Origin of the sequence: Pantoea sp. R102 (genome assembly GCF_004916815.1) — a bacterium.
Taxonomy (GTDB): domain Bacteria; phylum Pseudomonadota; class Gammaproteobacteria; order Enterobacterales; family Enterobacteriaceae; genus Pantoea; species Pantoea dispersa.
The window spans coordinates 1-14,420 of sequence record NZ_SDFT01000060.1 but is presented as its reverse complement, the minus strand read 5'-3'; the positions used below and the strand labels follow the sequence as shown (position 1 = coordinate 14,420).

At 57.0% G+C, this 14,420-nt stretch carries 12 protein-coding genes; 6 read left to right on the top strand and 6 right to left on the bottom strand.

The features are described 5' to 3' along the window. Positions 1-4: 4 nt before the first annotated feature. The 3 genes from paoC to paoA are packed head-to-tail and all read right to left on the bottom strand — an operon-like array spanning position 5 to position 3,764. Positions 5-2,194 (bottom strand): aldehyde oxidoreductase molybdenum-binding subunit PaoC, encoded by a 2,190-nt coding sequence (gene paoC, locus ERD80_RS08395; RefSeq protein ID WP_136546520.1) that lies wholly within the window; start codon positions 2,192-2,194, stop codon positions 5-7. Beyond that, positions 2,191-3,147, bottom strand: a complete 957-nt coding sequence (locus tag ERD80_RS08390) for a xanthine dehydrogenase family protein subunit M (protein ID WP_136546518.1) — start codon at positions 3,145-3,147, stop codon at positions 2,191-2,193. Before ERD80_RS08390 ends, paoC begins: the two co-directional genes overlap by 4 nt. Then, positions 3,144-3,764, bottom strand: a complete 621-nt coding sequence (gene paoA, locus ERD80_RS08385; RefSeq protein ID WP_136546516.1) for an aldehyde dehydrogenase iron-sulfur subunit PaoA — start codon at positions 3,762-3,764, stop codon at positions 3,144-3,146. The genes ERD80_RS08390 and paoA overlap by 4 nt, the downstream gene beginning before the upstream one ends. Positions 3,765-4,000: 236 nt before the next feature. On the opposite strand from paoA, the gene ERD80_RS08380 reads away from it, so the two are divergent. The 5 genes from ERD80_RS08380 (at position 4,001) to ERD80_RS08360 (ending at position 10,499) form a co-directional block, all read left to right on the top strand. Next, positions 4,001-4,927 (top strand): aminoimidazole riboside kinase, encoded by a 927-nt coding sequence (locus ERD80_RS08380; RefSeq protein WP_136546514.1) that lies wholly within the window; start codon positions 4,001-4,003, stop codon positions 4,925-4,927. A 161-nt stretch (positions 4,928-5,088) separates the two neighbouring features. Beyond that, the gene (locus ERD80_RS08375) at positions 5,089-6,615 is read left to right on the top strand and encodes a carbohydrate porin (protein ID WP_136546512.1); all 1,527 of its coding nucleotides are present in this window, start codon (positions 5,089-5,091) and stop codon (positions 6,613-6,615) included. A gap of 64 nt (positions 6,616-6,679) precedes the next feature. Further along, positions 6,680-8,050: a sucrose-specific PTS transporter subunit IIBC gene (locus ERD80_RS08370; protein ID WP_136546510.1), complete on the top strand. Its 1,371-nt coding sequence runs from the start codon at positions 6,680-6,682 to the stop codon at positions 8,048-8,050. After that, positions 8,050-9,459: a sucrose-6-phosphate hydrolase gene (locus tag ERD80_RS08365; protein WP_136546508.1), complete on the top strand. Its 1,410-nt coding sequence runs from the start codon at positions 8,050-8,052 to the stop codon at positions 9,457-9,459. Before ERD80_RS08370 ends, ERD80_RS08365 begins: the two co-directional genes overlap by 1 nt. 29 nt (positions 9,460-9,488) lie before the next feature. Further along, positions 9,489-10,499 (top strand): substrate-binding domain-containing protein, encoded by a 1,011-nt coding sequence (locus ERD80_RS08360; RefSeq protein WP_058758751.1) that lies wholly within the window; start codon positions 9,489-9,491, stop codon positions 10,497-10,499. A gap of 24 nt (positions 10,500-10,523) precedes the next feature. On the opposite strand, the gene ERD80_RS08355 is transcribed toward ERD80_RS08360, so the two are convergent. After that, on the bottom strand, positions 10,524-11,228 hold the full coding sequence (locus ERD80_RS08355; RefSeq protein WP_136546506.1) for an MgtC/SapB family protein: 705 nt from the start codon (positions 11,226-11,228) through the stop codon (positions 10,524-10,526). A gap of 387 nt (positions 11,229-11,615) precedes the next feature. On the opposite strand from ERD80_RS08355, the gene ERD80_RS08350 reads away from it, so the two are divergent. Next, the gene (locus ERD80_RS08350) at positions 11,616-12,308 is read left to right on the top strand and encodes a hypothetical protein (protein WP_136546504.1); all 693 of its coding nucleotides are present in this window, start codon (positions 11,616-11,618) and stop codon (positions 12,306-12,308) included. Between the two features lie 626 nt (positions 12,309-12,934). On the opposite strand, the gene ERD80_RS08345 is transcribed toward ERD80_RS08350, so the two are convergent. Together ERD80_RS08345 and ERD80_RS22650 are read right to left on the bottom strand one after the other, a co-directional pair. Beyond that, on the bottom strand, positions 12,935-13,489 hold the full coding sequence (locus ERD80_RS08345) for a hypothetical protein (protein ID WP_136546502.1): 555 nt from the start codon (positions 13,487-13,489) through the stop codon (positions 12,935-12,937). Between the two features lie 366 nt (positions 13,490-13,855). Then, complete coding sequence (locus ERD80_RS22650; protein ID WP_058781467.1) at positions 13,856-14,095, bottom strand: hypothetical protein; 240 nt, start codon at positions 14,093-14,095, stop codon at positions 13,856-13,858. Positions 14,096-14,420 lie beyond the last annotated feature (325 nt).

Here is a 14,420-nt window from a genome sequence, read left to right as displayed (position 1 = left end):
TGCATTACGGCTGATCGGGCAGCGCGGCAAGTAACTTATCCAGCGTCACCGGATAGTCTCTCACCCGAATGCCGGTTGCATTGTAGACCGCATTAACCAGCGCGGCACCGACGCCACACAGCCCCAGTTCACCGACGCCTTTGGCTTTCATCGGCGAAGAGACCGGATCGGTATCATCGAGGAAAATCACCTCCTGCTCGGGCACATCGGCGTGTACCGGCACTTCATAGCCTGCCATGTCGTGATTGACGAAGTAGCCGAGCCGGGTGTCCACCGCCAGCTCCTCCATCAGCGCGGCGCCGAGGCCCATGGTCATCGCGCCGATCACCTGGCTACGCGCGGTTTTGGGGTTGAGGATGCGCCCCGCGGCACACACCGCCAGCATGCGCCGCACGCGCACTTCGCCGGTGGCACTGTCGACCGCCACTTCAACAAAATGGCCGGCAAAAGTGGATTGCTGGAAGGTTTTGTCCAGATCGCCGAATTCCATGGTCTCTTCCGCCATCAGCGGACCCGCCGCAGTGAGCGGCAGGCGCTGCCCGTTGGCGTGAATGTGCCCATCGGCAAACTCTGCGCTTTCCGCATCGAGACCCAACTGTGCGGCAACCTTCTCGCGTAGCCGGACGCAGGCCGCATACACCCCGGCCGTGGAAGTATTGGCTCCCCACTGGCCACCCGAACCCGCCGAGACAGGAAACGCCGAATCGCCGAGCCGCACGCTGACCTGCTCAATCGGCACGCCCATCATCTCGGCTGCCGTCTGGGCAATGATGGTGTAGCTGCCGGTGCCGATATCGGTCATGTCGGTTTCGACAGTGATTGTGCCTTGCGCATCCAGCTGCACGCGCGCGGCAGAGGGCGCCAGCAGGTTGTTACGGAAACCGGCTGCCACGCCCATGCCCACCAGCCAGCGCCCCTCGCGCCGCTGCCCGGGTTGCGCACTGCGCTCCGCCCAGCCAAATTTGCTGGCGCCGGTGCGCAGGCATTGCACCAGCTGGCGGCGTGAAAAGAAGCGCTCCGGATGCAGCGGATCGACCTGTGTATCATTGATGATGCGAAACTCAACCGGGTCGATACCGGCGATGGCGGCCATTTCATCCATGGCGATCTCCAGCGCCATCAGACCGGGCGCTTCACCCGGCGCACGCATCGCGTTGCCCTCGGGCAGATCGAGTTCGGCGAGGCGCAGCCCGGTAAGCCGGTTGGCGGCGGCGTAGAGTAATTCAGTCTGCTGCACCGCAGTTTCCGGCGTTCCGCCCGGCAGATTACCGGACCAGCTTTCATGGGCAATGGCGGTGAGATGGCCTTGCGCATCGGTAGCTAATCGGATGCGCTGCCGCGTCGCTGGCCGGTGCGTGGTGTTGTTGGGGATCATCGGGCGCGGCACCATCACTTTCACCGCGCGTCCCACGGCGCGCGCCCCCAGAGCCGCCAGCAGCGCATCGCTTCGTAAAAACAGTTTGCTGCCGAAGCCACCGCCGACGTAAGGAGACAGCACGCGCACCTTTTCCATCGGCATGTCGAGCGTGTGCGCCAGGTCGGTATGGCACCAGTTAATCATCTGATTCGAGGTCCAGACCGTCAGGTGATCGTCCTGCCACAGCGCCATGGAAGCGTGCGGTTCCATTGCCATATGGCTTTGATCGGGCGTGGTGTAGGTGGCGTCCAGCGTAAAGGCTGCGCTGTGCAGGGCAGCATCGACGTCGCCCAGTGTTTTATCCGGCTCACCTTCGGGTGACGTTGTCACCTCTGGCTGGGCCGCTTCAAGATCGTAAGCTCCCGTTTCAGCCTGGCAGTTAACCTTAACCAGCTGCGCGGCTGCACGTGCCTGCTCAAAGGTCTCCGCCACCACCAGCGCCACGGCCTGGTGGTAGTGTTCGATTTTATTATTTGCCAGCAGCGTCGCGGTGTTGCGCTCTGCCTTGTTGAGCTTACCGGCGGTTGCTCCGGTGACGATGCCGAGCACGCCCGGTGCCTGTGCTGCGGCGTGGGTGTCAATCGAGAGAATATTGCCTTTGGCAACTGGCGCGCCGACCACATAACCGTAGGCCGCATCCGGTGCTTCAGCGTGCCATTCATAGGCGTAATGCGCCGAGCCGGTGGTTTTTAACGGCCCGTCGATGCGTGCCAGCGGCTGGCCGACGACGCGCTGCTGGTCGATAGGATTGGCGGTTGCAGGTGTGTCAAATTTCATGCGTTGCTCCTCGCTTCCGCGATCGCTGAGGCGAGCGTGCGCTGCGCCAGCAACAGTTTGTATCGGTTGGCTTCAGTGGGACGCGCATCAGCAAACAGCACATCGCAGACCGCCTGCGCCCCGTGAGGAAGTTCAGCATCCGCCGCCGCGCTGCGCCACGGCTGATGGGCCACGCCGCCGACGGCCACCCGGCCGCCACCCTCAGGCAGGATAACCGCTGCTACTGAGACCAGCGCAAAGGCGTAAGAAGCGCGATCGCGCACCTTACGGTAAATGTGCGTGCCACCCAGCGGTGCAGGCAGGGTAACCGCAACGATCAGCTCACCCGGCTGCAGCACGGTTTCGATATGCGGCGTGTCGCCCGGTGCGCAGTAGAATTCAGCGATGGGAATGGCGCGCTGGCTGCCATCAGGGCTGACGGTTTCAATCACCGCATCCAGCAGTCGCATCGCCACCGCCATATCGCTGGGATGGGTGGCAATACAGGCTTCGCTGACACCCACTACCGCATGCTGGCGGCTGAATCCTTCGCGTGCGGCACAGCCCGTACCCGGCTGACGCTTGTTACAGGGTTGATTAACATCGTAAAAATAGGGACAGCGCGTGCGCTGCAGCAGGTTGCCGGCGGTGGTGGCCTGATTGCGCAGCTGGCCAGAAGCACCCGCCACCAGCGCGCGCGTCAGCACGGCATAGTCGCGCCGGATGCGCGCGTCTGCCGCCAGATCGGTATTGCGCACCAGCGCACCAATACGTAAGCCGCCCCCGGCGGTGGGCTCAATGCTGTCCAGCGCCAGTCCGTTAACATCAATCAGGTGCGCCGGGGTTTCAATTTCCAGCTTCATCAGATCAAGCAGATTGGTACCGCCGGCGATAAAGCGTGCGCTCGGATGCTGCATCGCGCTGCTGGCAGCCTGTGCGGGCGTCGCTGCCCGTTCAAAGGTAAAGGCTCTCATGCTTTCTGGCCTCCGGCGTACTCTTCAATGGCGGCAAGGATGTTGGCATAAGCGCCGCAGCGGCAGAGGTTGCCGCTCATGCGCTCACGAATTTCTTCATCGCTCAGCGCTGGCGCGGCGGTCAGATCGCCCGTGACATGGCTGGGAATGCCCGCCGCAATTTCCTGCAGTACCGCCAGCGAGGAGCAGATTTGCCCCGGCGTGCAGTAGCCGCACTGATAGCCGTCGTGGCGGATAAAGGCGGACTGCAGCGGGTGCAGATCATCCGGCGTGCCGACGCCTTCAATGGTGGTCACTTCGGCATCCTGCTGCATCACCGCGAGAGTGAGGCAGGCGTTGATGCGCCGGCCATTGACCAGCACGGTACAGGCACCGCACTGACCGTGATCGCAGCCTTTTTTGGTGCCGGTCAGGTGTAAATGCTCGCGCAGCGCGTCCAGCAGCGTGGTGCGGGTATCCACGTTAAGCTGCTGAGGTTCGCCGTTCACCTGCAGCGTGACCGGCACCGTGACGGGGGCCGGCGCGGCGGAACCGGCACCGGCTGTCAGCCGGGCTCGCTCTGTCTCTTCCTGCTGCGGTGAATACCGCTGGGTCTTCTCATCGCGTGGGTTGCTCATGCCTTTGCCTCCGGACAAGTGGCGAAATGAAATCTCAATGACACCGATTTTTATAAGGTTTTGGAAAACTTTAAGCATAGACGTCAATACGCAGACGACCATGCGGCAGGGCGAAACCGATCCCAGCAACGGACAAGTCTGAAGCCTGCCGGACTGTTCACGGTGACAAATACCCGCATTCATGATTAATATGCATGCTTTGCTAAACCGTTTTAGCGATTAAGTGAGACTGAATCATGATGAAACGTATCTGGTGTCTGGGTGATGCCGTAGTGGATTTGCTGCCTGGTGACGAGGGCCGTTTGTTGCAGTGTCCCGGTGGCGCGCCCGCCAACGTGGCAGTGGGTATCGCCCGGCTGGCGGGCAGTAGCGGATTTATCGGACGGGTGGGCGACGATCCTTTTGGCCAGTTTTTGTGTCAGACCCTGGCGCAGGAAAAGGTGGATGTTTCCCATATGCGCAAAGATGTGCAGCAGCGCACCTCCACGGTGGTCGTGGCCCTGGATGAGCAGGGCGAGCGTACCTTTACCTTCATGGTGCGCCCCAGCGCCGACTTATTTCTCACGCCAGACGATTTACCGCGGTTTCAGTGTGGCGAGTGGCTGCACTGCTGTTCGATTGCGTTACTCGCCGAGCCGTCGCGCACGGCGGCGTTAACCGCCATGCAGCGCGTGCGTGAGGCAGGCGGTTTTGTCAGCTTCGATCCGAATATCCGTCTCGATTTGTGGTCCGATCCGGCAGAGCTGCTGCAATGCCTCAGTGCGGCCCTGCAACGGGCGGATGTAGTAAAGCTCTCCGTGGAAGAACTGGCCTTCATGACGGATACCGCCGACATTGACAGCGGCATCGCGCAACTGGCGCAGCGCTTCTCCGTTAAATTGTTGTTAGTCACGCAGGGCAGCGCTGGCGTGCGTGCTTGTTTTGATGGCCGGCAAACTCACTATCCCGCGCGCGCGGTGATCAGCGTGGATACCACCGGTGCCGGCGATGCCTTCGTGGCGGGACTGCTGTGGGAACTGGCGCAGCGGGGTCTGCCGGCGGAGGAAGCGCAGCTGGCGGCCTGCCTGCGCACGGCGCAGGCGTGCGGGGCGCTGGCCACCACTGCCAAAGGCGCAATGACCGCGTTACCCAACTATCAACAGCTACAGCAGCACAGTATCTGACCCTGCCGTTTTCCCTGTTTTGCGATGTATCTCACATCCACTAAACCGGTTTAGCAAAATCCATTGCGCTTTAAAAAACGGCGCCGCTATGATGCGGTGCCTAAACCGGTTTAGCAAAATAAATACATCTGATGATAGCTTTGCCTCAGGGATACAAAACAGTGAAAAAAAGTCTAATCGCTATAACCCTTAGTACGATATTAGGTTCAGGTTCAGCCTGGGCCGCAACCGACATGAGCAGCATCGAAGCGCGTCTGGCGGCGATGGAAAAACGGCTGGCCGCGGCTGAACAGCGTGCCAGCGTGGCGGAGCAGCGCGCGCAAGCGGCGGAACAGCAGGTGCAAAAGCTGGCTACGGTGCAGCAGCAGAACCCGACGCCGGTTGCCGTGGCACAGACCGAACCGCAGGCCGCTCAGCCTGTTGCGCCCGCCGCCAGCAGCGAGTCAGAGGGCTTTGAGTTTCATGGCTACGCACGCTCCGGCCTGTTGATGAACAGCTCCGCTGCGAAAACTCAGGGCGGGCCCACCGTCACGCCAGCCGGTGAGACCGGCGGTCACGTCGGGCGGCTCGGCAATGAGCCGGATACCTACGTTGAACTTAACCTCGAACATAAACAAACGCTGGCCAACGGTGCCACCACGCGCTTCAAGGCGATGCTGGCCGACGGACAGCGCACCTACAACGACTGGACTGCCGCCAGCAGCGATCTCAACCTGCGTCAGGCGTTTGTCGAACTGGGGCAGCTACCGACCTTCACCGGTGCGTTCAAAGACTCCACGGTGTGGGCCGGTAAGCGTTTCGACCGCGATAACTTCGACATCCATTGGATCGATTCCGATGTGGTGTTTCTCGCCGGAACCGGGGCCGGTATTTACGACATGAAGTGGGGCGATGACGCCCGCAGCAACCTGTCGATTTATGGCCGCACCTTCGGGGACATCGAAAATAACGAAAACACCGCGCAAAACTACATCCTGTCGCTGAATAACTTCGTCGGCCCGCTGCAGCTGATGGTGAGCGGCATGCGCGCGAAAGATAACGATCAGCGCACCGATATTGACGGCAACCGCGTGAAAAGTGATGCCGCCAGTGACGGTGTGCACGCCCTGGTCGGATTGCACAACGACAGCTTCTACGGCCTGGGTGAAGGTTCAGCGAAAACCGCGCTGCTGTACGGTCATGGCCTCGGTGCAGAAGTGAAGAGCATTGGTTCCGACGGCGCGCTGTTGCCGCAGGCGAATACCTGGCGGCTGGCCAGCTACGGAATGACGCCGCTGGGCGCTGGCTGGCACATCGCGCCGGCGCTGCTGGCGCAGAGCAGCAAAGACCGCTATGTCAAAGGCGACAGCTATGAGTGGGCCACCGTGAATCTGCGCCTGATTCAGGAATTTACCCAGAACTTTGAGATGCAGTATGAAGGCTCATATCAGTACATGGATCTGCGGCCTGAAGGCTATAACAATCGCCAGGCCGTCAGCGGCAACTTCTACAAGCTCACCGTCGCCCCCACGCTTAAAGCCAGCGACGTGGGCGAATTCCTCAAGCGTCCGGAAATCCGCCTGTTCGCCAGCTGGATGGACTGGGATCATCGTCTGGATAACTACGCCAGCGATGACGCCTTTGGCAGCACCGGCTTTAAGTCCGGTGGCGAGTGGAACTTTGGCGTGCAAATGGAAACCTGGTTCTGATGAAACGGCCCGCGTGCGGGCCGCTTAGCGCATGATGGCATAACAACCAAAAACAGAGGTTACTATGGATTTTGTTACTCTTTCCCGGTCGCTGCTGCCGCTGCTGGGAGGCCGGGAAAATATCGCCAGTGGGGCGCACTGTGCCACACGTTTGCGCCTGGTGCTGGTGGATGACGCCAAAGCCGACACCGCCGCGATTGGCAAACTTGACGGGGTGAAGGGCTGTTTTCGCAATGCCGGACAGCTGCAGGTGATTTTTGGCACTGGCGTGGTGAATAAAGTATATGCCGCGTTTATCCGCGAAGCTGGCATCAGTGAAACCAGTAAGTCGGAAGCGGCGGATATCGCTGCGCGCAAGCTCAATCCGTTCCAGCGCATTGCGCGTCTGCTGTCGAACATTTTTGTACCGATCATCCCGGCGATTGTGGCCTCTGGCCTGCTGATGGGACTGCTCGGCATGGTTAAAACCTACGGCTGGGTTAACCCCGATAATGCGCTGTATATCATGCTGGATATGTGCAGCTCGGCGGCCTTTATCATCCTGCCGATCCTGATTGGCTTTACCGCGGCACGCGAGTTTGGCGGAAACCCGTTCCTCGGTGCCACGCTCGGCGGCATTCTGACCCATCCGGCGCTCACCAACGCCTGGGGCGTGGCGGCCGGCTTCCATACCATGAACTTTTTCGGTATCGAAGTGGCGATGATCGGCTACCAGGGCACGGTGTTTCCGGTGCTGCTGGCGGTGTGGTTTATGAGCATGCTGGAGAAGCAACTGCGCCGGGTGATTCCGGACGCGCTGGATCTGATCCTGACGCCGTTTCTGACGGTGATTATCGCCGGCTTCGTTGCGCTGCTGGTGATTGGTCCGGCAGGACGGATGCTGGGCGACGGCATTTCATTCGTCCTCAGCACGCTGATTGCCCATGCCGGCTGGCTGGCCGGACTGGTGTTTGGCGGGCTTTACTCGGTTATCGTGATCACCGGCGTGCACCACAGCTTCCATGCGATTGAAGCCGGGCTGCTGGGCAATCCGGCAATTGGCGTCAACTTCCTGCTGCCGATTTGGGCGATGGCTAACGTGGCGCAGGGCGGTGCCTGTCTGGCGGTATGGTTCAAAACCAAAGATGTGAAAATCAAAGCCATTTCGCTGCCGTCCGGCTTTTCAGCGCTGCTGGGTATTACCGAGGCGGCGATTTTCGGTATCAACCTGCGCTTTATGAAACCCTTTATCGCCGGCCTGATTGGCGGCGCGCTGGGCGGGGCCTGGGTAGTGTCGGTGCATGTGTACATGACAGCTGTCGGTCTGACCGGTCTGCCGGGCATGGCGATTGTGCAGGCCAGCTCGTTGCTTAATTATGCCATTGGCATGGTGATTGCCTTCAGCAGCGCATTTGTGATCTCTTATCTGCTCAAATACAAAACGGATGCGGAATAATGGCGGCTTCTACATTGTTACCCGATATTTTACAGGCGGTGATGCGCGGTCAGCCGCGCGCGCTGCGCGACCCGCATTATCCGGGCTGGCATCTGGCGCCCGTCATCGGATTGCTTAACGATCCGAACGGCTTTATTCACTTCGCCGGGCGTTACCATCTGTTCTATCAGTGGAATGCGCTGGGCTGTCAGCATCAGCATAAATGCTGGGGCCACTGGAGTTCCGCCGATCTGCTGCACTGGCAGCATGAACCCATAGCGTTAATGCCGGATGAAGAGTATGACCGCAGCGGCTGCTATTCGGGCAGCGCCGTTGATGATAATGGCGCGCTGACCCTGATCTATACCGGCAACGTGAAGTTTGCCGATGGTTCGCGCACCGCCTGGCAGTGTCTGGCGGTGCAGAATGCGCAGGGCGGCTTTGACAAACTCGGGCCGGTGATCGCGCTGCCCGACGGCTATACCGGACACGTGCGCGACCCGAAAGTGTGGCGGCATGGCGAGCACTGGTTCATGGTGCTGGGTGCGCAGGATCAACAAAAGCAGGGCAAAGTATTGCTGCTGCGCTCGGCGGACCTGCGTGAGTGGCACAATCTGGGCGAGATTGCCGGCAGCGGCCTGAACGGGCTGGCGGCAGCCAGTTACATGTGGGAATGCCCGGACATGTTTACCCTCGGCGATAGCACCTTCCTGATTTGCTGTCCGCAGGGGCTTGCCCGGGAACAGCATCGTTTTCTCAATGCACATCCGAGCGCGTGGCTGTCCGGCGATCTTGATTACGCTAACGCCCGCTTTAGCCATGGCGAATTACATGAGCTTGACGCCGGTTTCGAATTTTACGCGCCGCAAACCACGCTAACCGCCGACGGACGCCGGCTGCTGGTGGGCTGGATGGGCGTGCCGGACGGCGAGGAGATGCTGCAGCCCACGGTGGCCAATGGCTGGATCCATCAGATGACCTGCGTGCGCGAACTGGGCACGCGCGATGGCCGGCTGTTCCAGCGTCCGGTCACTGAACTGCAGGCGCTGCGCAGCGCTGAACAGCACTATCAGGGGCCAGCCGCCGATGCGCCGGTCATTGATGCGCAGCGGCTGGAGTTACTGCTGAGCGGGCAGGGCGACATCACCCTGAACTTCGCCGACCAGCTACGGCTGGAGTGGCGCGCCGACGGGCTGCGGCTCGCGCGGCGCAGTCTGGCAAACGGCGAGTGGCAGTTCCGTTACTGGCGCGGCGCGGTGAGTCAGCTCCAGTTACTGTGCGATCACTCCAGCGTTGAGATTTTCATTAATGAAGGGGAAGGGGTGATGAGCAGCCGCTACTTCCCGGCGCATCCGGCGCAATTAACCCTGACCGGACACGCAGAAGTGACGGCGCGCTACTGGTCGTTGCGGCCGTGCATGGTAGAATAAGTCATTGTTTCCTTAACCGATGCACTGACGTGAGAAAAACCAAACGCGTTACCATAGCGGATATCGCCGCGCTGGCGGGGGTGTCCAAAGCCACCGCCAGCCTGGTGCTGAATGGCCGTGGCAAAGAGTTGCGCGTGGCAAAAGAAACGCGTGAACGGGTATTAACGCTGGCGCGCGAACATCACTATCAGGCCAGTATTCACGCGCGCTCGCTGCGCGATAATCGCAGCCATACGCTGGGTTTAGTGGTGCCGGAGATCACCAACCATGGTTTTGCCGTGTTCTCGCACGCGCTGGAAAATCTATGTCGCGAGGCGGGCTTACAGCTGCTGATCTCCTGCACTGACGAGAACGCCGGGCAGGAGCGGGTGGTAGTGGATAACCTGGTGGCGCGTCAGGTTGATGGGCTGATTGTGGCGTCCAGCATGTTAAGCGACAGTGACTACGTTAAACTGAGCGATCAGCTGCCGATCGTGCTGTTTGACCGCTACGTTAATGACACGCAGCTGCCGCTGGTGATGACCGATTCGGTCACGCCGACTGCCGAGCTGGTGGAACGGCTGGCGCGCGCCAATCCGGATGAGATTTATTTCCTCGGCGGTCAGCCGCGTCTGTCACCCACCAAAGATCGTCTGGCCGGTTTCATGCAGGGTCTCGAACGGGCAGGTGTGACGCCACGGCCGGAGTGGATCATTCACGGCAACTATCACCCAAGCAGCGGTTATGAAATGTTTGCCGCACTGTGCGCCCGGCTGGGGCGTCCGCCCAAAGCGATTTTCACCGCCGCCTGCGGCCTGCTGGAAGGGGTGTTACGCTACATGAGCCAGCATCACCTGCTGCACAGCGACATCCGCGTGGCCAGCTTTGACGATCACTATCTGTATGACTCACTGACTCTGCCGATCGATACCGTTGAACAGGATGTGCCGCGCCTGGCGCAGGAGTGTTTTACGCTGCTCACTACCATGATTAACGGCGATGACCCCATCAGCCAGCATACCGTGCTGCCGGCAACGCTGCGGCTGCGCTTTGGCAGGTAGCGCAGCCGCATTGCGTTTCACGACTCAATCGGTCTCCGGCTCACACACCTGCCATCTGACCGAGCTGACGCCTTTTTCCAGGCTGATGCGGCTGACCAGATTTTCCAGCTGATCGGTCAGGCTGGGTTTACCCAGCACTTCCGCATTCACCGCCATGCGGTGTGAGAGTTCCAGATCCTCACTGTGCAGGGATTGCAGCCGCAGACCGCTGCCGCCAAGGCTATGCAGCATCAGGCTGCGCACCTGCACCTCATCGGCCGCCAGACAGATGATCTGCACTTTGTAATACTGGCTGGCGTCTTCCGCAGTAATGATGCTCTGCCGATTGATGCCCTGTGCCAGCTCGCGCAGCAGGATGTTGGCGCACAGAATAACCACGCAACCGATGCCTGCCTCCAGCAGCAAGCCCATGCTGCATAACACGCCAATCGCCGCGGTACACCATAGCGTGGCGGCGGTGTTAAGGCCGCGCACATTCAGGCCATCGCGCATGATGACGCCACCGCCGAGGAAGCCAATGCCGGAAACCACATAGGCCGCGACGCGCGAGGCATCTGCGGCAATTCCCGGTACGCTTTGCGTCATCAGCACAAACAAACAGGCACCGGTGCTGACCAGCGCATTGGTGCGCAGCCCGGTCAGGCGCTGGCGCAGCTGGCGCTCGCTGCCAATCAGCGCGCCCAGAATCAGCGCGACCGTGACGCGCAATAAAAAGATTTTCCAGTCCATGTCAGACCTCACTCCATCACCGCCGGGCAATGGATATTCAGAGTTATAAGAATGGATTACAGCGGGGCCAGACAGAACGCAGGAAAAAGGGGGAGGAAAATCCACCGTCTTAACGCAGGGCTAAGACAGCGATGAGGCTATCTCAGCATCGGCACCGATTGTAATCGTGTGGGACAGGTGTCCAATTGTGTATCCTCATCAGTAAAAATTTCGCCGGCATTGTAGACGCTTTGATGCGTCAGAGCGAAGACAAATCGCGCATCGTTTAAGCGGTGTTGAACAGGCATGAGATAATCACGCGTTTTCATTACAATCAGGCTAGGGTATCTGCTAAAAAACGTTTCATAATTAATTATCTGCGCTCATCCAAATACCCTAAGGTCTGACATGCAACCAATCAGTCTGCAAACCCGATACCGTTCTGCAAACGAGAACACCATTGCGCTGTGGGCGAAAAATGCAGGCATCGGGAACATCCGTGAAGAGAACTACTACGATCCGGTAAAACTGGCGCTTGCCGCAGGGATAAAGCCGTCAGTTTCCTTACCGGTGTTACGTCTGCTTGATGAATTGCAACGACTCACACAGGTTGATCCGCTTGCCGATACCTTGCCAGTGCAAGGCCTTCATTTTACTTTTTTGCCTCTGACTTTACCGCTGTATAACATCAATGAGCCTTTACCAGCGAAAGTGGCGCAATTGACCACGATCTGGCAGGAATTTGCTGCGAAAAAAATCGTTATTCGGGATCTGCGCTTAGTGGCGTTACTCAGTCAGTTATTGCTTGCGGGCATACCTGACACGCCTGCGATTGCCATGCGTCAGTCATTCTGCGACAAGGTTCAGGATTCAGAGTGGAAAAATGAATTGCTGATGCGGCATGACAACAGTCCGTTTCCGGCACCATTCTGGCACAGCACGTTACTGCGCTACAGCGCTGAGTTTTTACCCGCAGTTTTGCGTCAATTCTTTTATGAACGTCAGGACATCAATTTTGGTGCGGTGGCGGGAGAACTGATGCTGGCGAAGACTAACTACAACTGGACGAAGTGTTATCCGTTATTGCCGGCGAGGGTTTAAATATGGTGAGTGCGCCATAATTGGCAGCCATTAAACAAATGGGGCTGTGTGCGGATGTTACTGATTTACCTCTCAGGCTAAAGTACGCATAATCATGATTATGTTAAATAAGATATCTGATCACGTATCTCAATCCTTCAGTTTCGCCCTTCACGCCTCTTAACAGGCCCACAACTCATTCCACCACGGCGATACTATGTGAAAACTTATCCCACCGGTCCGTTTGATGGACACCACGGCGATATCCTGGTGCGCATCAATGCGCACCCTACAACAGACTGTCCGCTGCCCCCTCGCGCTGTCGTTAGGTTTCGCCCTTCACGCCTCTTACAAGGACCACAACTCATTCCACCACGGCTACACTATGTGAAAACTTATCCCACCGGTCCGTTTGATGGACACCACTGCGTTATCCTGGTGCGCATCAATGCGCACCCTACAACTGAATACCCGGTTAGCTTCGCCCTCGGTGCTTCAACTATCTCTTTAGCTCATCCACAATGACAACGCTACGCGAAAACATCCCGGTTATCCCTCAGCGCTTTCGTCAGATTTCACGTAGCGCTATCGATTTGTTTGCTGGATATAGCTAGTTATTTTCAGAAGGTTTTAATCCAGGCAGTTTCTTATTTCATTACAACAATTTCGTTGTCTTTTTTGTCTTCACATTTACCCTTTCTTTTCTCTAATGTATTGACTTCCTTGCCCGGGTTTATATATTCATAGTCAAAAAGTGATTTAATCTCACTATGAAGCATTTTACAAGAATTTTTATCTAAATTTGTGATAATGTAAGCAAAGTATTTCACATCTTTAGATTTACCATCAAGAGGTGGGATTTCTTTTATAAATAAATTTTCCGGGATTTTCATGTCGATATAAAATCTCTTCAACCAGTCAGACCCTTTGCTCTCGTAACTGATATAACTTTCTTCAAGGTTGTTATAGTATCCATTGGACGGTGAAGATATTAAAGCGACAATTTCCGCTGGTTTATAAATGGCTTTTACTCTATTAATTCCTTCGAAGGTGTGATTTATATTTGATACTGTTTCAGCCACCTCAATAGCCATTAACGGCGAAGCAGAGATGGAAAATGTCGTTAAATTAACTCCTAATAATATTGCACCAAATCTGCACCCAAATGATTTCAATTTTTTATCAAGCGAAAAATTCATCATGGAATCCTCTTTGTCTAAGTTAAAGTTTATGCTTACATACCTGAATAATATATCAAAAAAGTAAAGTTAATCTTATTTTTCAGTTAAAGTTAAATTTATTCAATAAGTTAAGATCGCGCTTCTCGATAATGTTTAAGTAAAAGGATCGGTGTCCGGGCGCATATCACAAATTCACCCTGTCGGCACCGCGAGCCTGAATCGGTGCGCGTAGTTCCTATACTCCAGATCCGGCTTTGCGAGAGGTGAAATGTAGCCCGCGCTGCAAAACAGTCGAGTTCGGGAAACGACATGGCCAGCGATCGCTGGTGCTGGCCATCGAGGCGTATTTCGTCGCGTTTCCTTTCTAGCACCGGAATAACCAGCTCATTAGTCGATAAATCCTGTTCGGTTAAAATGCCCGACTGGTAATATAACCCCGCTGCATGCTGTGGCCTGCGGCGCGGCAGCGTTCCACAGCGCGTCTCGCTGCTGCTGGTCTTGCTGCAGTCGCTGTTGCTGCTGGTTCTGAATATAGTCGCGGTCGCCGGGATTCAACGGTGCGGCCAGCGCTGAAGCAGTAAATAAGCTGACGCTTAGCGCCAGTAACTTCCCTGTATTTGCCATCATAGAAGACTTAAGTGAAATTGATTGTAAATGTTTTGTAAGTCTGCTTGCGCAGAATATCACTTAAACAATCAGAAAGTTCCTGATGGAGAAATAAAACGAGAATGATTCTTTGATAGCATTTAATTTGATGTGGTGTGCTGCGCTAACTCAAATCAAAAGAGAGTTATTTTATAATTACTGGCAAGCGCTGAAATTCATCCGGGGTTATTACAACTATCTCATTAATCATAGCGCTGGATTTAAAACTTACCCACTCTGACAAATTAATGAAACGAGGGTATCTCCTTGATTACGCCTATGCAGTGCTATCCAGGTGCGCATGAAT

Bases quoted from the DNA above. Each gene is read 5' to 3' on its own strand.
- paoC (WP_136546520.1), bottom strand. From the start codon at position 2,194: ATGAAATTTGACACACCTGCAACCGCCAATCCTATCGACCAGCAGCGC.
- ERD80_RS08390 (WP_136546518.1), bottom strand. From the start codon at position 3,147: ATGAGAGCCTTTACCTTTGAACGGGCAGCGACGCCCGCACAGGCTGCC.
- paoA (WP_136546516.1), bottom strand. From the start codon at position 3,764: ATGAGCAACCCACGCGATGAGAAGACCCAGCGGTATTCACCGCAGCAG.
- ERD80_RS08380 (WP_136546514.1), top strand. From the start codon at position 4,001: ATGATGAAACGTATCTGGTGTCTGGGTGATGCCGTAGTGGATTTGCTG.
- ERD80_RS08370 (WP_136546510.1), top strand. From the start codon at position 6,680: ATGGATTTTGTTACTCTTTCCCGGTCGCTGCTGCCGCTGCTGGGAGGC.
- ERD80_RS08365 (WP_136546508.1), top strand. From the start codon at position 8,050: ATGGCGGCTTCTACATTGTTACCCGATATTTTACAGGCGGTGATGCGC.
- ERD80_RS08355 (WP_136546506.1), bottom strand. From the start codon at position 11,228: ATGGACTGGAAAATCTTTTTATTGCGCGTCACGGTCGCGCTGATTCTG.
- ERD80_RS08350 (WP_136546504.1), top strand. From the start codon at position 11,616: ATGCAACCAATCAGTCTGCAAACCCGATACCGTTCTGCAAACGAGAAC.
- ERD80_RS08345 (WP_136546502.1), bottom strand. From the start codon at position 13,489: ATGATGAATTTTTCGCTTGATAAAAAATTGAAATCATTTGGGTGCAGA.
- ERD80_RS22650 (WP_058781467.1), bottom strand. From the start codon at position 14,095: ATGATGGCAAATACAGGGAAGTTACTGGCGCTAAGCGTCAGCTTATTT.